This is a genomic window from Paenibacillus chibensis, assembly GCF_004001045.1.
Taxonomy (GTDB): Bacteria; Bacillota; Bacilli; order Paenibacillales; family Paenibacillaceae; genus Paenibacillus_AQ; species Paenibacillus_AQ chibensis.
Genome location: NZ_BIMK01000004.1, coordinates 251961 through 270017, shown reverse-complemented (window position 1 = coordinate 270017; position 18057 = coordinate 251961). Strand labels below are relative to the sequence as shown.

Annotated in this window: 13 protein-coding genes; 7 read left to right on the top strand and 6 right to left on the bottom strand. The window is 54.1% G+C overall.

What is annotated here, in order from left to right; genetic code table 11:
- Positions 1–72: 72 nt before the first annotated feature.
- The 3 genes from PCH05_RS05045 to PCH05_RS05035 all read left to right on the top strand — a co-directional run bounded on the left by PCH05_RS05045 (position 73) and on the right by PCH05_RS05035 (position 3552).
- Positions 73–786, top strand: coding sequence for a polyphosphate polymerase domain-containing protein (locus tag PCH05_RS05045; RefSeq protein WP_127601267.1), 714 nt, complete (start codon positions 73–75; stop codon positions 784–786).
- 54 nt (positions 787–840) lie between these two features.
- Positions 841–1539, top strand: coding sequence for a DUF4956 domain-containing protein (locus PCH05_RS05040; RefSeq protein WP_127601266.1), 699 nt, complete (start codon positions 841–843; stop codon positions 1537–1539).
- Positions 1540–1602: 63 nt separating this feature from the next.
- The gene (locus PCH05_RS05035; RefSeq protein ID WP_246049364.1) at positions 1603–3552 is read left to right on the top strand and encodes a CotH kinase family protein; all 1950 of its coding nucleotides are present in this window, start codon (positions 1603–1605) and stop codon (positions 3550–3552) included.
- A gap of 116 nt (positions 3553–3668) precedes the next feature.
- Here PCH05_RS05035 and mprF read toward each other — a convergent pair whose 3' ends face one another.
- Positions 3669–6320, bottom strand: a complete 2652-nt coding sequence (gene mprF, locus PCH05_RS05030; RefSeq protein WP_127601265.1) for a bifunctional lysylphosphatidylglycerol flippase/synthetase MprF — start codon at positions 6318–6320, stop codon at positions 3669–3671.
- A gap of 139 nt (positions 6321–6459) precedes the next feature.
- A complete protein-coding gene (locus PCH05_RS05025) occupies positions 6460–8598 on the bottom strand; it encodes a catalase (protein WP_127601264.1) in 2139 nt (712 codons plus the stop codon).
- Positions 8599–8786: 188 nt separating this feature from the next.
- Between PCH05_RS05025 and PCH05_RS05020 the strand changes: the two genes are divergently transcribed.
- The 3 genes from PCH05_RS05020 to PCH05_RS05010 all read left to right on the top strand — a co-directional run bounded on the left by PCH05_RS05020 (position 8787) and on the right by PCH05_RS05010 (position 10684).
- The gene (locus PCH05_RS05020; RefSeq protein ID WP_127601263.1) at positions 8787–9083 is read left to right on the top strand and encodes a hypothetical protein; all 297 of its coding nucleotides are present in this window, start codon (positions 8787–8789) and stop codon (positions 9081–9083) included.
- A gap of 51 nt (positions 9084–9134) precedes the next feature.
- A complete protein-coding gene (locus PCH05_RS05015) occupies positions 9135–9446 on the top strand; it encodes an ArsR/SmtB family transcription factor (protein WP_127601262.1) in 312 nt (103 codons plus the stop codon).
- A 113-nt stretch (positions 9447–9559) separates the two neighbouring features.
- Complete coding sequence (locus PCH05_RS05010; RefSeq protein ID WP_127601261.1) at positions 9560–10684, top strand: NADH:flavin oxidoreductase; 1125 nt, start codon at positions 9560–9562, stop codon at positions 10682–10684.
- Between the two features lie 113 nt (positions 10685–10797).
- Here the strand turns inward: PCH05_RS05010 and PCH05_RS05005 are convergent, their stop codons facing one another.
- Entirely contained in the window at positions 10798–13914 is a 3117-nt protein-coding gene (locus PCH05_RS05005; RefSeq protein ID WP_127601260.1) for an MMPL family transporter, read from the bottom strand.
- 148 nt (positions 13915–14062) lie between these two features.
- Complete coding sequence (locus tag PCH05_RS05000; protein WP_164766544.1) at positions 14063–14674, bottom strand: TetR/AcrR family transcriptional regulator; 612 nt, start codon at positions 14672–14674, stop codon at positions 14063–14065.
- 226 nt (positions 14675–14900) lie between these two features.
- Between PCH05_RS05000 and PCH05_RS04995 the strand changes: the two genes are divergently transcribed.
- Positions 14901–16460, top strand: coding sequence for a hypothetical protein (locus PCH05_RS04995; RefSeq protein WP_127601258.1), 1560 nt, complete (start codon positions 14901–14903; stop codon positions 16458–16460).
- A 14-nt stretch (positions 16461–16474) separates the two neighbouring features.
- On the opposite strand, the gene PCH05_RS27185 is transcribed toward PCH05_RS04995, so the two are convergent.
- Positions 16475–16627 (bottom strand): hypothetical protein, encoded by a 153-nt coding sequence (locus PCH05_RS27185; protein WP_164766543.1) that lies wholly within the window; start codon positions 16625–16627, stop codon positions 16475–16477.
- The gene (locus tag PCH05_RS04990; RefSeq protein ID WP_127601257.1) at positions 16624–18045 is read right to left on the bottom strand and encodes an FAD-dependent oxidoreductase; all 1422 of its coding nucleotides are present in this window, start codon (positions 18043–18045) and stop codon (positions 16624–16626) included. Before PCH05_RS04990 ends, PCH05_RS27185 begins: the two co-directional genes overlap by 4 nt.
- Between the last annotated feature and the right edge of the window lie 12 nt (positions 18046–18057).

The following is an 18057-nucleotide window of genomic DNA, read 5'->3' as shown; positions in this document are numbered from 1 at the left end:
CCCCCTCTCCTTTATCCTTTGTTTTTCCGGAAACGTTTTTGAACATAAGCAGAACAGGAGGAAATGCCAACGATGAATACCCTGAACCTGAAGACGGGACAACCTACCCTGAAAGGACGGCGCGAGCTGAAGCATGTCATTACGCAGGGGGACTGCCATTTGCTGAGACATAACCTGCAGCATGTGATGACGCTCGATCCGCATGCCAAAAAGGATGGCAGGTACCTGATCCGCAGCGTGTATTTCGACAACTTCGACAACAAAATCCTGAATCAGAAAAAAGAGGGTCTGTTTCACCGGGACAAATACCGGGTGCGGTTGTATGACTATGACACGAGCTTCATCAATCTGGAGAAAAAGAGCAAGCGGGACAACCTCTGCTACAAAGAAAAATGCCGTATCACCGCCGAGGAGTACACGCGGCTGAATAACGGCGATATCGCCTGGATGGAAGATGACGCCCGTCCGCTGATGCGCGAGCTGTATGCGCATATGAATCTGTTCCAGCTGAAGCCCGTCGCCGTCGTGGATTATATCCGCGAGGTCTACATCTATGAGCAGGGCAATGTGCGGGTTACGTTCGACAGCCAGGTCCGAACCAGCTGCAAGGATACGGATATTCTGAATCCGGATCTGATCATGGTCGATACAGTCGATCCGAACACCGTCATCCTGGAGGTGAAATACGACGAGTATCTGCCGGATGTGATCAAGCTACTGCTGCAGGTGCGGGACAGCCGCAAAACCTCTTTTTCCAAATATCAATACAGCCGCATGTACGGCTAGAAAAGCCGCTCTGCACAGCGGCCATAAACTACTACGCTTTGGGGGAATGTTTCAATGAATACAACCGCAAATAATGCCACCACATTCACGGATATTTTCAAATCCAGCTTTCTCGAAAAAACAAGCAGCTTCTCGATAGTCGATTCCCTGATCGGCCTTCTGGTCGCTTTTGCCGTCGGACTGTTCATCTATGTCATTTACAAAAAAACGTTCAGCGGCGTGATGTACTCGCACAGCTTCAACATTTCGCTCATCGTCATGACGATGGCTACGGCCCTGATCATCATGGGGATCTCCACCAATATCGTGCTTTCGCTCGGCATGGTCGGCGCCCTGTCCATCGTCCGCTTCAGAACGCCGATCAAAGACCCGATCGATCTGATCTTCATATTCTGGGCGGTGGCTTCAGGCATTCTATGCGGTGCCGGTCTTATTCCGCTGGTCATCATCGGCGCGATCCTGATCGGCCTCGTGCTGCTCTTCTTCGTCAACCGTCTGACGATCGACAATCCTTATCTCTTAGTCATCAAATATAACGATCCATCCGTGGAAAAACCGCTTGCGCACATGATATCCATGCAATCGAAAAAGCACACCGTCAAATCCAAATCCGTTACCGCGGAAGGAAGCCTGGAAATGACCTACGAAATCCGTTTGAAAGACAACAACACCGACTTCGTGCAGCAGATTACCGGCATGGACGGCGTGAAATCAGCCATTATGCTGAGTTACGACGGAAACTTCACGGCTTAAGAGGCCTGTCTCCACTTCCGGAAGGCACGGCATGAATTTTAAGACGGAAGGAGTCCTCGCTTTGTGAAAAACAGAACCCTAGTAGCTTCGCTGGCATTGCTGATCGTGCTGTTTGTCACGGTAACGGCCATACTTCCGCGGGCGGGCCTGCAGGCCACCCATTTGGAAAACACCTATATGCAGCAGGTATTCGATAAAAGCAAGGTAACCAGCGTGGACATCACCATGAATCCCAAGGATCTGCAGTCCATGCTCGACAACCCGATGGATGAGACAATCGAACAAGCCAACGTTGTCATCGACGGCAAAAAGCTGGACGGAATCGGCATACGCACCAAAGGAAATATGACGCTGCGCTCCGTGGCCCAGATGGAGGATTCGGACCGATACAGCTTCAAGCTCGATTTCGATTATTACAATGACGATCAAAACCTGTACGGTTTGAAAAAGCTGAACCTGAACAACAACTACAGCGATCCTTCGCAAATGCGGGAGTACCTCTCCTACGCGCTGATGGAGAAGATGGGCATCGCTACGCCCGGCTACTCCTATATGTACGTCACGATTAACGGCAAAGAATGGGGACTGTATCTGGGCGTTGAAGCGATCGAAGAGCCGTATTTACAGCGCAACTTCGGGGACAGCACCGGGGATTTGTACAAGCCGGACGGAACCGGCAGCGATCTCAAATGGATCAGCGACGATATGAAGGATTACACGGGGCTGAACCTGAAATCGAACGCAAACTCCGACCAAAAAGCCATGATGAAGCTGCTGGATGTCATCAACAACGGCGGCAGCCTCGAAGACGTGGCGGATGTGGACGAGATGCTGAGGTATTTTGCGGCCAACACGGCGCTCGTCAATCTTGACAGCTATCAGGGCAGTCTGAAGCATAACTACTACCTCTATGAAAAGGACGGCAAATTTTCCGTGCTTCCATGGGATTACAACATGGCTTTCGGCGGTTATGGCGTCGGCGGGGGTGGTGGCGGCATGCCAGGCGGTATGGCGGGTCAAGGCAATGCGCAGAAAAATGATCCGGGTCATGCCCCGGACGCTTCTGCTGCTGATAACGGCAATGCTCAGAATCCGAATCCCGCCGGAGGCAATCCGCAGGACGCGAACACCGGGCAAAACCCGCCAAACGATGCAACTGCCAGGCAAAACAACCCCGACCAAGCGGCCGGGCAGGCGAACCAAAAGAGGGGCGGATTCGGCGGCATGGGCGGAGGCGGTATGGGCGGCGACATGGCGGCCAACTTCCTCAGCGAAAACAATATTAACTTCAGTATCACGACGCCGGTTTCCGGCACGTCGCTGGATGATCGTCCGCTCCTGAAAGCTCTTCTGGCCAAGGACGAATATAAGGAAAAGTACCAGCAATATCTGAAGGAAATCGCCGATGAATATTTCACGGAAGATAACATGCTGTCCATGACGACAGCCCTTTCGGCTCTGATCTCTCCGTATGTGGAAAAGGATCCGACCAAGTTCTACACGCTGGATCAGCTTAAAGAGTCCGTCTCCGGTGACAAGAGTCTGGTGAAATTCGCAACCGAGCGGGCCGAATCCATCAACAAGCAGCTCACCGGCGAGCTGGTCGTTGAAGCCGATACGAGCAGCGGCATGGGCTTCGGCGGAGGACAGCCGCCGGCGATGCCGGACGGACAGAATCCCGGCAACATGCAGGGAGGCGGCATGCAGCCTCCGGACGGTCAGAACGGCCAGCAGGGACAAGGCCGCGGTAATCGCGGCGGCGGGTTCCCTGGCGGCGGATTTCCGGGGGGCGGCGGACCCGGCGACATGCCAGGCGGCATGGGCGGGCCTGACGGCCAAACCGGAACCGCCGGCAAATTCACGACACAGGATGTGATCCTGTCCGGCATCTTCCTGATTCTGCTGATCGGCGCACTGATCTTCGCGCTGAAATTTCAGCGGAGAAGAGTGCCGCGTTCCAAATCCGGCGGATCGGAAAGCCCGCAACGGCCCGCAAAAGAATTAGACAACTAACAGAGAACCCGAAAAGATAACGGATCGCAGACAAGCGAGGAAATCGGATTATCAAAAAGAGCAGCAGGCACCCGTCATCCCCTACGATGATCCGTGCCGCTGCTCTTTATTCCATCTTATTTCTTTTTGCCCTGCACCCGTCTCGATACCAGCCTCACCAGATCAACCGTCAGCACGGGCAGTGATACCCAAGCCGGGTACGCGAGGAAACGGGGCTCCCATTCCGGCGCAAACTTTTCCTTGTACCTGCGCAGTCCCTTGAACCCGTACCAGTGACCGCCGTATTGAAAGACCAGTGCTGCCAGCTTTTCCTCCCGCAGCGCGCTTTTGCTTTCACCCACGCTTGAGAGCGGCGCGTTGCCGAGATTAAAGATATGGTAGCCCTGCTCCTTGCACCATTCCAGCAGCCTGACGAACAGATAGTCCATCGTGCCGTTCGGCGTGCCGCTGTGGTGCCGCATCAAATCAATGGACATCGTGCGTCCTTCATCATACCCCGGAGCAAGCGAGGCGAACGCAAGAATGTTCCCTTCCGGAGCCTTCAGGATGGCAACCGGCGCCTGCTCCAGGTATGCCTTGTCGAACCATCCGAGCGAGTAACCCTTCTCGCGTCTGCCTTTGATCCATTCATCCGACACGGCGCGGAGCTCACCCAGCAGCACATCATCAAAAGGCGGAGAAACGACTTCAAATTCATAGCCTTCCCGCTCGAACCGGTTACGGACGCTTCGCAGATCGGCGTTCTTTTTGCCGGTGAGGGAGAACGTGTCCAGATGCACAAGGGCCTCTTCCCCCAGCTTAAAGAAGCGGTACCCGTACTCGTGGTAGATTGGCAAATAATCCGGCGTTGCCTGATAAAAGACGACCGACATCGCGTATTGATCGGCGTACTGCTGGAACTCGGCGATCGCTTCGGGCACTCTTTTCAAAGGACCGAGCGGATCACCAAGCACGACCAGCTTATCCCGGGCCTTGGCATACGGAATCAGAACTTCGTCATCCTGCGCCCAAAAGAAGCTTTTGTCGCCCGTAAACAGCATATGCGTCAACAGATTGCCCTGATGGGTCTGCAAGAACTGCCGCAGCTTGTCCAGCTCCTCAGGCCCTGCCCCGGCCGCAATTTTGCGGTTTGGACGGAGCAGAAGCAGCATCGTGAGCAGCACCCATGCTCCTGCCAGGCCGATGAGTGCCGTGATCGCATACGGCCTTGGGATGAACATCCAGTGGATGCGATCGGCCGTAGGCAAATGCTTCAACCAGCCGTGATGGACATGACTGCCGATCCAGTAGTACAGAAAAGCAATGGCGGCAGACAGCACATACCATAACAGGTAGCTCCGAACCTCAACAGGCGCCCCTACGCGGTAAAACCGTGCCCGCGACATCCAAAGCGCGATGCCGACAATCAGCAGAAAAATGGCTTCTTCGAAATCGAATGCCTTCGTAAACGTAAAAATCGCTCCTGCCAGCAGCAGTATGCCCGTCCATACATAGGCTCTGTGAATGCGCAGCGAAATGCCGCGAGACAGCACGATCAGCATGAACCCGATCATGACCGAGAGCAGATGGGACAAGCGCATCAGCGGCATGGACAGGATTTCCTCCGAGAGCTTAAGCCGGTACAGCAGCCCCGGCGTCGCAGCCGAGAGCAGAAGCACCAAACCACTGACCAGCACCAGCTTTCCGAGCGCCCATACGCCCAAGTCGCTGAGGAACCGGAACTGCCCCGGCCAGCGCCATATCCGCTGCCATACGTTCAGCGGGAAATCCGGATCGTATGTCTTATCCCCTGCGCGTTTGGCTGCGTTGCCCAGCTCAAAGGCCGACATGATCAGTCCGATCAGCCACGGTACGATGTAATAGAACAAGCGGAACAGCACCAGCACCGCCATGGCGCGGTCGGAAGGAAAGCCCAGCTGCTCCAGTCCGAGCAAAACGGTCAGGTCGAAGGCACCGATGCCTCCGGGCGCCATGCTCAAAATGCCGGCGATCGCAGAGACCGCATACATGCCGATGATTTCACGGAAGGTCACATCATGAAGCACGCTGCTGGCGATGAGCCAGAACGTCAACGCCGCGCAGGCCCATTCCAGCAGGGAGGCGCTGAGGGAGACGCCGACCGTTGACCATGGCGTTCTTCCTTCGCCGCGGTTGAACCATTTGGCGAATAGCGACGATCTCTGCATCAGCACAAATAGGGGCAAATAGAGCGCCATCCCCCATACCGCAAATATCAGCCACCGATGCTCCGTAAACAGATCTCCGACCGAGAATACGCCTGCGATAATGCCCCAGGATAAAATCGAAAGCCCCGTAACGACGACCGGAGACAGGAAAACAACCGCGGAAGCCATTAATACCGGCGAAATGCCGCTTCTTTTATATAAAATCGTCCGGAGTCCCGCGCCGGTTAATCCGGCGAATCCGATAATATTATTAAACGTGTTGGCGATCCAAGCATAACGGAAAGTACTCCAGAATCCAACCTTCAACCGGAAATGGCGGCGGATCATAAAGTCATACAGGCTCATGACCGCGATGGAAAAGAGGGACAGCAGGAATATTTCCACGGCTGCTTCAACAGGCAACCGCCTAAGCTCGCCGAACGTGCGGCCAAGAGATATCTGACGCAGCTCTTTCTGCCCTTCCCAGTACACCAGACCGATGACCGCAATCGGTATCAGCAATCGGACGGCTTTGATCCGGTAGATGGAAGCCAGAATGCGGAATATTTTGTACCGTTCCAGCCTTTCCTTCATGCCACGCACCCTTTCGCTTGTAAAGATTGGAATTTAAATCCCTTATTATCCTAACATAAAGCCTGACCGATACAAATCATTAAATCAAAAGCCAGCCCTGGGCGCTTCCCCGGGCTGGCTCTATGCGCAAAAACGATGGTTTCCGCGCCTATTTGAACATGGAGAGCTCGCGCCCCCAATGGCGGTGCATGGCGATCGCGTCTACCAGCTTTTGTCCGAAATCATTGACGTCTGCTGCATCGCTGCTGACAATCAGTCCCGTATCGACGAGCGGCTCTTCCAGATTGCCTGCCGCTGCTTCCGGTCCCGTAACATGAATGCCTGCCGTACCCAGCAGCTCCAGGCCATCTGCCGATGCGCCGATCGTCTTGAGATGATTGTAGGCTTCAACCACGAAGTTCACCGCTTCGCGGATGCTGCCGATCTGTGCGATGCTCTCCTTACCGCCAGCCAGGTAGACGGCATCATACAAGACGGAGTCGGCCGTCAGGAACGTTTGCATCACCTGCTGCTGATCTCCTTCCGTACCTGTTAGGATGCCCAAATTTTCGCTGACGATTTCAGCCGTAACCCCGGCGGTTTGAAGCGCCGTCATGACCGCCTTCATTTCGGCGGAATCAAAGCCGTTGGCGGCAAGCACGGCGATTTTTCGGGTTGCCGGGGATTTAACCGTGTTCATCTGGCTGAGCGCCGGCGACAGCAGGGTTACGCCTTGGCGCACCTCCTCCGTTGGGGCTTGCGGCGCTTCGACGCCGATGCCCTGAGCTACCTGCTGCGCGAGCTGCAGACCGACGTTGCTGAGATTGTTGACCATCTGCTGCTGCACGCTCTTGCTCTGGACCTTTCCGAGCTCAAAACGGAAGGCCTTGATCATATGCTTCTGCTCTACGTCGGACATGCTGTTCCAGAACAGCACAGCCTGGCTGTAGTGGTCCTTGAAACTGTCGCTGCGTGCTCGAACCTTGCGTCCCTCCACCTTTTCCTGATAGTGAATGAATCCGCCCTCCTGCTCGGTCGCTTCATGCGGATCATTGTTATTCAGCGAGTTTTTATGATAGCTCGTCTGCCCCTGATTGATCGTCATGCGGTGCATCCCGTCACGCTGATTGTTATGGATATCCGCCAGCGGGCGGTTAATGGGAATTTCATGGAAGTTTGGTCCGCCGAGACGGGATAGCTGCGTATCCGTGTAGGAGAACAGGCGGCCCTGCAGCAGCGGATCATTCGTAAAGTCGATGCCCGGCACGACATGGCCGATATGGAAGGCAGCCTGTTCGGTTTCGGCAAAGAAATTATCGACGTTACGGTTCAGCGTCATTTTGCCGATGCGGCGCACCGGAATCAGCTCCTCCGGCCACAGCTTCGTCGGATCCAGAATATCGAAGTCGAAGTTGAACTCCTCCTCCTCGCGGATGATCTGAACGCCGAACTCGAACTCCGGATAGTTGCCCATCTCGATCGCTTCCCACAGATCGCGGCGGTTGAAATCCGGGTCTTTGCCGGCGAGCTTCTGTGCTTCGTCCCATACAAGCGAATGCACGCCAAGCAGCGGCTTCCAGTGGAATTTGACGAAGTGGGCTTCGCCTTTTTCGTTTACAAAACGGAAGGTATGTACCCCGAAGCCCTCCATCATCCGGTAGCTGCGCGGAATCGCGCGGTCCGACATCGCCCACATGATCATATGCGTGGATTCGGTATTATTGGCGATGAAATCCCAATGCGTGTCATGCGCCGTGGAAGCCTGCGGCATTTCATGATGAGGCTCGGGCTTGACTGCATGAACAAAGTCAGGGAATTTCATGGCATCCTGTATAAAAAAGACCGGCATGTTGTTGCCTACCAGGTCAAAGTTTCCTTCTTCGGTATAAAACTTCGTCGCGAAGCCCCGCACGTCGCGCACCGTATCCGCCGATCCCCGGGAGCCTGCAACGGTAGAGAAGCGGACAAACACGGGTGTTTTTACGGACGGATCCTGCAAAAACTTCGCTTTGGTGAATTCGGCCATGGGCTCATATACCTGAAAATAACCGTGCGCGCCAAAGCCTCTGGCATGGACGATCCGCTCGGGAATCCGTTCATGGTCAAAATGGGTCATCTTCTCCCTGAACTGAAAATCCTCCATTAAGGTTGGTCCGCGGTCACCCGCCTTCAGCGAATGCTCGTCATCCGTAATACGCACGCCTTGGTTGGTGGTCATTTTTTGACCGGAATCGTTCACCGTAAAAGGTTTCAGCTGCTCTTTTTTGCTGTCTTCGTTCATGTTCATGTTTTCCCGATCCTTGTTCATGAAGTTCATTCCCTCCTGTTCTTATGTACGGCCCTTTGTCCGATTTCTGAATACAACACGGTATTACCCTTCTGGATCAGCCCTTAAACGGATATCCGCCTGCGAGAAGTAAACCGACCTCAACTGCAGCAAAGTTACATATTATGGTATATTGGTCTAAATATATCAGGGTTAGAGAGGAGCTTCGGATGGGTATCTTATTCGTATTGATGCTGCTGGCAGCATGGATATCCTTTATGGTGATCGTCATGACTAAGCGGAGAAGGGCTCGAAGATTCGCAGCCGGACTTACTCAGATGATTCTTTCAGTTCTCATGTTTCCAGTCCTTTCCTCGGTCTTCAGCAGCCTGGATGGGTCGGTGGCCTCGCTCTTCTTCTGCCTGTTTCTGTTTGCAGGGAGTATTTATATACTGGTCATAGCATGCTTCACGCAAGCCAGCCCCGATTCGGCCAAAGAAACGGCTCCGGAAAAACCTCCTGAATAAACCATATAATTGGATATTTACATTTCTATAAAAATAGATATAATAAGGCTCATGGATATATTACAAACGATCAAGGCCATATCAAATGAGACCCGGTTCAACATATTGGAATGGCTGAAGCATCCCGAGGAGCATTTCAGTCCCCAGGAGCATATGCCCGCGACCTGCGATTTTGAAGGCGGCATTTGTGTCGGCTCCATTTCGGCGAAAACAGGACTTGCCCAATCGGTTGTGTCCGGCTATCTGGTCAAGTTGCAGAAGGCAGGTTTGCTCGAATCCCGCCGCGCGGGGCAATGGACATATTACCGACGTAACGAGGAGGGAATCCACCGCTTTATCGAACAACTCAAGCAAGAGCTTTAGCTTAAAAGCATAACCGCGCGCGATTAAGCAGAAAGCTCTTGCTTTTGATCATATATATCTATTTTTATGGAAATATAGAAAAATAAAATCAAACACATTGGAGGATTCCATACATGAGTCAGAAAAAACAGGAAGTCCGTTCGACGGCAGCACTGTTCCAGCCATACACACTAGGTAACCTGAAGCTTTCCAACCGCATCGTCATGGCACCGATGACCCGCGGTTTCTCCCCTAACGGGGTGCCGGGAGCGAACGTTGCCGCTTACTACCGCCGCCGCGCCGAGAATGGCGTCGGCCTGATCATCACGGAAGGCACGGCAATTGACCATCCGGCGGCAGTGGAAAGTCCGAGCATACCGAACTTCCACGGTGAAGCTGCATTGAACGGCTGGGCGGAAGTCGTGAAGCAAGTGCATGAAGCCGGCGGCAAAATCATGCCCCAGATCTGGCATGTGGGCATGACGCGTCCGGTCGGTTCCGAACCGAATCCTGAAGCGATGCCGATTGGCCCCTCCGGTCTGGACCTGAACGGTAACAAAGTGACGGAGCCGATGACCATCGATGAGATCCAGCGCGTCATCAAGGCTTATGCCGATGCGGCCGCAAATGCGAAGCGGATCGGCTTTGACGGCGTGGAAATCCACGGCGCGCACGGCTACCTGATCGACCAGTTCCTGTGGGAAACGACCAACCAGCGGACCGATGAATACGGCGGCGACATGATGAAGCGCGCCCGCTTTGCTATCGAGGTGGTTCAAGCCGTCCGTGCAGCGGTTGGCCCCGACTTCCCGGTTGCGCTGCGCCTTTCCCAGTGGAAGACGACCAAATATGAAGCTAAGCTGGCGGATACGCCGGAAAAATTGAAAGAGCTGCTCACGGCCCTTTCCGATGCAGGCGTGGATATTTTCCACTGCTCCACCCGCCGTTTCTGGGAGCCGGAATTTGAAGGCTCCACTCTGAACTTTGCCGGATGGGCGAAGAAGCTGACAGGCAAAACCGTCATCACCGTAGGCTCTGTCGGCTTGGACGAAGCCTTTACGAGCCTCTTCACTGAAGGCAAAGGTGCCGGCAAACAGGATATCGATGATCTCCTGGATCGTCTGGAAAACCAGGAGTTTGATCTGGTCGCGGTAGGGCGCGCCCTGCTCGCAGATCCGGAATGGGCTGCGAAGGTGCGTGAAGGCCGCTTCGAGGACCTGAAGCCGTTCACGCCGGACGCACTGCAAACACTGGTTTAAAGGGACTGCCCGCTTCCCCCCTTCGAAAAAGGCAGCACACCCTCTAGACCTTCATATACAAAAGGACCGGAAAGAGCCTGCAGCTCTTCCGGTCCTTTTTGATTTATCCGCTTTTACTTGTTGTTATTCTTACTGCTTACATGGGCAACTTTCAGCCGTTCCGAGCGCCGCTGCTGCATTTTCTCCGGCAGCACGATCAGTGCCGGCACCAGCATCGGCAGCAGGATGAAGCAGAGCACGATCAAGCCGACGATGACGGCGGACGCCAGCTCGATCAGCAGCACCAGCCCCGATGGAATCAGGGTAGCGAACGTTCCGCCCAATATCACCATGGCGGAAATGATGACCCCGCCCACGCTCTTCGCCGCTTTCACGATCGCATCGCCCGGCGCCATATCGCCATGCTCGCGGTAGCGCTCCATCAGGAAGATGCTGTAGTCGACGCCTACCGCCACAATAATGATGAAGGAGAAGAATGGCACGAAGGAGGATACCCCGTCCGCTCCGATGACGTAGGTTGTGACCAGATTGGACGCGCTCATCGCCACATAATAAGACGCAACGAGCGACAATACAATGAAGACCGCCGGCCAGAACGAACGAATGACGAACAGGAGAACAACAAACACGCTCACAATCACGATAATGGCGGTACTGTTGAAGGATTTCACCTGCTCCTTGTTCATATCATAGGTCGTTGCGCTTGGTCCCGCCGCCCCGTATTGAGCCTGATCCAGCACGGTTCCCTTCAGGCTGCTGGATACCGTATCATTGATTTTCTCAATGGTTTGCAGTGCAGCCGGTGAATAAGGATCATTGTCCAGGATCACGAGCAATTTCGTAATCTTCCGGTCCTTGGACATGAAATTGTCCTCAGCTTGTTTGAAATCCTCGCTGTCCAACGCCTCGCGCGGAATAAAGAAGGTCTTCGAGCTGTTCAGCTGGGTCAGGAAATCGCCCGTTTTGCCCAGACCCTCGGAAATATCTCCGAGTCCGTTACCGCTCTTGTCGATGCCCTCTTTCAACTGCGACATGCCGCCGGTCAAGCTGGAAAGGCCGCCGATCAGCTGCTTCTGCCCGCTCTGCACCTCGCCCAGCGCCGCATTCAGCTTCTTCATGTTCGCTTCGATTTCACGGCTGCCGCTGCCGCCCTGCTGCAGGCCCTTCTGCAGCTCATCTGCGCCTTTTTGCAGGGCCGCGAGTCCGGCAGACATTTGCTGCTGGGCAGCCTGAATCTGTCCGAGCCCTCCGGCCGTTTCGCTCAAGGAAGCATTCAGCTTGGCATAATTCGTATCCAGCTCCTGCAGTCCTCCGCTGAGCTGAGCCAGGCTGGAAGCAAGGCTTTCTCCCGTTGCCTTCAGCTTCGCATAATCCGGATCGGATGCCAGCTCGCTGTGCTTGGCTCCCAGACCGGCGATCAAGCCGTTCATACCGGTCAAGCCCTGCTGAATTTGCGGAATCTGTCCGCTGACCTGCTTATAACCGTCTTCAAGCGATGCGTATCCCTTCGAAATCTGGGATAGGCCGTTACTGATTTTGCCGGTGTTGGCGCTGACGGTATCCATACCGCTTTTGAGCCCCGCAATGCCTTTGCTCAGCTCGCCGGCTCCGCCCGCGCCTTTGTTGATGCCTGACGCCACCTGGCCAAGCGCGGCCGTAATCTGGTCGTAGCCGTCTTTGACCTGTCCGGTGCCGGTAACGAGTTGATTCGCGCTGGACGTGTCCGGCGTGCTCAGCTTGTCGCCGATTTGATCCAGACCGCTCTTGATCTGATCCACGCCCTTTTGGGAGGCCGAAATGCCTTCCGTGACCGTTTCGGTCTGATTGCTGATATAGAATTCATCAATCGCCTTCGACTGCGGCTGCGTAACGCTCGCTACCGATTTTACGCCATCCACGGCCTTCAGCTTTTCCGTCAGCTTGTCGATCACGCCGAGCGTGTCGTTGTTGTCCATGGCTTTGGCATCTTCGATCACGACGGTTGTCGGCAGCGCCTGCCCGCGGCTGAAATGCTCCGCAACGATGCTGAAGCCCTTGGTTGAAGGGTAGCCGTCGCCAAGCTCCTTCAGCTGATCGAAGGAAAGCTTTTGCGCGCTCGTCAGCAGCGCCGGAATCATGAGAATAACGATAATGACCGTTACAATAATCGGATGCTTGACGGAAACGCCTGTCAGCCTCGCCCAGAACTTGCTCTCCTTGTGGCCTGCCACCTTTTTCGATGGCCAGAACAGCTTCGGTCCGAGCACCTTCAGGAAGAACGGCGTCAGCGTCAGTATCTGCAGCACCAGCACGACCGTGCCGATGGCCACCACATTCGCCGATTTATAAATGCCGAAGCTCGAGAAGCTGAGTCCGGCAAACGCGATAAATACCGTCGCGATACTGTAAATGATCGTTTTGCCCGCCGTTTTATAGGAAGCGATGATCGCCTCGTCCACGGAGCGCCCGTGGGATAGCTCCTCTTTAAACCGGTTGAACAGCAAAATGTTGTAATCCGTGCCAATGCCGAACAGGATCAGCACCAGCAGCATCTGCGTCACGCTCGTCACCGGAAAATCCAGCTTGTCGATGATCTGCGCGGCAATCCCCATGGAGCAAAGGTACGAAACTCCCACCGCAAGCAGAGAAACAAACGGAATAATGACCGAGCGGAACATCAAGATCAAGACAAGCAAAATGAAAATGACGGTAAGCGCCGCACTCTTTTCCACTCCGGATGTCGATGCCTTGATATAGTCGTTCTGGATGAAGTCTTCACCGCTCAAATAATAAGGAACCTGGACATCCTTCAGCACTTCCTTGAACTGTTTGTCGATCTCATCCACGTTCCGGCCCATTTTATCAAGGTTAAAGCTGGCCATCAGCGTCGTGTTATCTTCGGACACAAGGGAGGATTTGGCTGCAGGGGTCGTAATCGGGTCGATCAGCTGACTGAAGCCGAGCTCCGATTTATGCTGGATCATGGCTTCAATCCCGGTCCCGATCTGTTTCATGTCCTCGTCCGTCAGCTTGCCTTCCCTGTGAAACACGATGATATCGCTCGTTCCGCTGGTACCGGTCATCTTGTTCAGCAGCTTACCAGCCACCTTCGACGGACTGTCTTCTGTCAGCGGGTCCTGGCCCCGCTCATGCAAAATGGCGTTGACGTCCGGCTGAAACACGGTTAACAGAACGGTTGCCACAAGCCACAGCACCAGGATCGCCCAGCGCCATTTGATGATTTGCCGCATGCTTTTGTTTTTCCTCCTCTAAGTCGGTTAGTAAACAGGCGTTCATTATTCAGGCAAAAAAAGAAAGCTTTCGCCGTTTTCACTCCATATCATACATAATGAGGCAGAGGTGAAATTATTCATCGCAAAAGGGCGGAAGGCGCCCCATTTAACGGGTGCACCTGTGCTGCATGCCCAGATGATACAGGAAGACGAACTCATTCACGAGCCTTTTCACAGTCTCCCCGTCCTCATGCTCCCGCAGGATCAGGCACACGCCCTCCACGATGGTTCCGGCGAGCATTCTGGCACTCTGGCGATCGGCCGTCGTGAGCTCTCCCGCGTTTTGGGGGCCGGCCGTAAAGGCATCCTCCAAAATGGTTACGATCAGGCTGACCATACGCTCCTTCACCTGGCCATATTTCGAGCCGCTGCTGCGGTTCATCAAAATGGTCAGCTCCGTGCTGTATTCCAAGAACAATCCCACGATCGTTTCCTCGACCATGTTCAAATACTTCAGCCCGTTATCTTCACCCGCGTAGCTGCGCTCCAGTTCCTTTTTCAGATCCAGAATGTAATTGACGATTTTTTCGTAAATCGGTCCCACCAGCGCTTCGAACAGCTCTTCCTTGTTCGTGAAATAGCGGTAGATGTTACCGGTCGTAATTCCCGCCGCTGCCGAAATACGGCGCATGGAGGCGCCGGTATAATCATGCGATTGGAATTCGTTCCGGGCTGCCCGCAGAATGCTCTGGCGGACGTCTTCTTTCAGAGTCTGCATAAATAAACACCTGTTTACTAATATTTTATAAAAATCATTATAAGGCATATGAGGCCCATTGGCAAATCCTGATCATCCCCCGAATGAACGGCTTTTGCCTCGGTGGATTTCGAGGGTTGTACCGCCTTAAGTCACCTCCAAAGTTCGATTTTTGAAAGAGGTAGAGGAAAGCGCTTTATGCTACAATAATTGTAAGGATTTAGTAATAGAAATGGGGGAAGCGATGATGGAAAAGCCTGCAGTTTCCTTGTTTTTCGGCGCTGGCGCCGAGGTGGGATACGGACTGCCCTCGGGAGGCCAGTTCGCGCTGGACCTGTTCCGGGTTCCTGCCGATCAGGATAAAGCCGCGTTCAAAGAGCAGCTGAAAGCACTGGATAACACGTCGGCCTACGCCACCAAGTGGCTGCCAGACGATTATCTCAAGAAACGCATTCATGTCTTCGGCAAAAGCGATTATGAGGGTATCATCGCCTCCAGTCTGGAATACCGGAAAGACGATATACTTACCTATCTGGAGCAGCTCGATCAGCATGTGCTCCGCCTGCTCCGCTCCTGGACTGTCCGGGAGGATGATGTCCGCGAGGCATTTCGCGCCGAAACCGGCCATGAGCTGGGGCAAATCCTGTACGGACAAGCCGTCAGGCTGAACAGCCGCCTGGCGGAAAGCGTGGGATTGTTTAACTCGGCCTTCTTCTCCGCTTGGCTCAAGCTGCTGGAGCTGCATCCGGATCAGACCGGACTGCAGCACGGTGTCCGCGCCATTCTGGAGCTGCTCGTCGGCGCCTGCGGTCAGCGCCTGGTCGCCAAGCTGAACGAGGAGGTCTTCGAGGCCGCGCCTGACAAGCTGTCCGTGTTCGATGACCTCTCCGGCATATTCAGTCTCAATTATCACAGCGTCGGGCAAACCGGCATGGATATCGTGCTTGGCGAGCCGGCCCAGCCGGTCACGGAGGAGGATGCGCCGGTTGACATCTTCTCGGCACTGTGCCGCACGGTGCTGGAGGATATGTATTCGCGCACGCTTGATTACCAAGCACTGGTCGACAGCCATTTCCGCTATCTGTATAATCCGAAGGCCCATTGGGCCCGTTTCACGCGCATTGCCATCTTTCTGCGAACCGTGCGCAGGTACATCAGCAGGGCGGACGCGCATTTAATGGAGAAAATCGCTGCCGGACCCGGGTATTATCATGATCTGTCCGGGCTGGCCCAAGCGGTACGGATCGCCGCTGTCGGCACGACGAATTACAACGGCTTTGTCCGCGAGCTGGTGCACCGGCAGTTTCCGGAGGTTCCGGTCTACTATTTGAACGGCTGCGTGGAAGAATATTACGATCCGTACTGCAACCTTATCCTGGAGCAGCCCACCGCCGAGGAGCTGGATGCATATCCTCGCCTGCTCGTACCGCTGATTTTCACGCAAAGCGGCATCAAGCCGCTGACTTCGGTTACGATGTCCAGACGCTACGTCGAGCTGTATGACCGGTTCGAGCAGTCGGACGTCATTGCCATCATCGGCTACGGATTTAACGGCGATGACGGCCATATTAACGGGCTGTTCCGTTCGCTCGCCGAGGCCGGTAAACGGCTCGCCATTTTCCATTACGGCAGCGAAAGCTTGTCCGTATTAAAAAGCGAATACCAAACCAAGCTGCGCCTTTCATCGGCAGACGCCCTCGATATTTTCACCGTCGATAGCAGCAGGAGTGTCGCCGGAATGCCTTGGTGGCAGGCGCTGCTCGAGAAGTACGAATCGATTCATCCCGCCCTCGCCCCCAGAATCTAGCCCTCATCCCTTGATCATACGAAGCCGGAAATCCCGTCAAACTTAGGGACTCCGGCTTGTTCACGCTTTTTGCCGAGCGCCGCCTCCTTGTATTTCCTTAAATTTAAAAAGCCCTCCGCTGCCACAAGGGCATGGAAGGCTTTTGCTTTGAGGTCCAATTCCGTCATGTGTTTGCCACATCAATCTTGCATCTTCTCTTCAGATAACGATGGATCCGTTCAAAATCCTCCGGCGTCAAATCCTTCAGCTGCTTTTTCTTCGATTCGTACGCCAGGATGACTCCAATGCTCTGGGCGGCCAGCGCATTATTGGGCATGATTCTTGCCGTTCCGTAGGCTTTGATGTCAGCCCCGATATTTTTCCCGACCACGATCACATTATTATATTCCTTCAGCAGGAAGGAACGCAGTGGAATACCGTAAGGCTCCGGCGACCCAAAGCTAATGCCGTGCGGAATGTTCACCGTGCCCTGCAGATCGACCGGGTAAGCGCCGATGCTGACGTTGTCATAGAACATGCGGCCCTTCATGACATCCTCATACTTCAACACATAGTCGGTCTCATACCGGTTAAAGTCGCGAATATACAGGTAGCTTGGGTATCCGTTCATCTGCGCCTTTTCGAAGCCGGCCAAATGGGTCCGCAAAAACTCCAGAATACGGGGCGCTTCCACCTGGCCCTTACGCAGCGCTTCATTCACGGAGGCATCGCTGGACGGATCGACATTATACATGATCAAGCCGTTAATGATCACCTCTCCGTTGCCCTGATTGGAAATATTAAGCCCGCGCAGCCGCACCAATTGATTTGCCGGTTGATATTGACTCATGATATTGCTGAAACCTACCCCGAAATTCCGGTCCACATACGTATTCGGACCGAACACCTTCTGGACGTTAGCCAGCGGATAATGCTTCAGGACATCCTTGTACAGCTTTTTCCAGTCCACGTTCTTATATCTCAGCATGTAGGTTGCGCCCATATAATCCGGCTGATCGCTTTTTTCGACCACCTCCATGCCTGGAATGCGCTTTTTATGCTGCAGCTTGCCCGTTAGAGCGTTGAAATCCGTATTTTCCACCCAGTAGCCCGCTTCCAGCTTATATTGCCGCCGGTCTCGATCCGTATATAACAGGGACTGCATGGTGTGGCTTTGGCCCGCGACAGCTTCATGGACCGCGTTTATTTTGACGCCGCTCTTAAGCGGTAAGTCTCGAATGAGCTTATTATAGTAATCGGTGAATTCATCCAGATCACGTATTTTGCCTTTGTTATACTCTTTGAACAAGGTTTTCATCTCGCCTTGCACGAGACTTTTCCGCTGTTTGTTGAACGGTTCATCGAGGAACAGCATCTCGCCTTGAATGAGCTCGCCGCCGGGCTTCTCCCGCGGATCCAGAACCAATACGCTAAGCCCAAGTTTTTGGGCTTCCCGGGCCAAAAGAACACCCTGCAGCTCGCTGCCTATGACGACGACATCGTAACGGCTGCACCCTTCCCCGCAAGATACGGGCTGGGTAATCCGCGTTAATCCGTGCGGAATGAAAAATTGAATAATAAGTGCGGATATCATGACAATCAACATTAGCTGCCATAT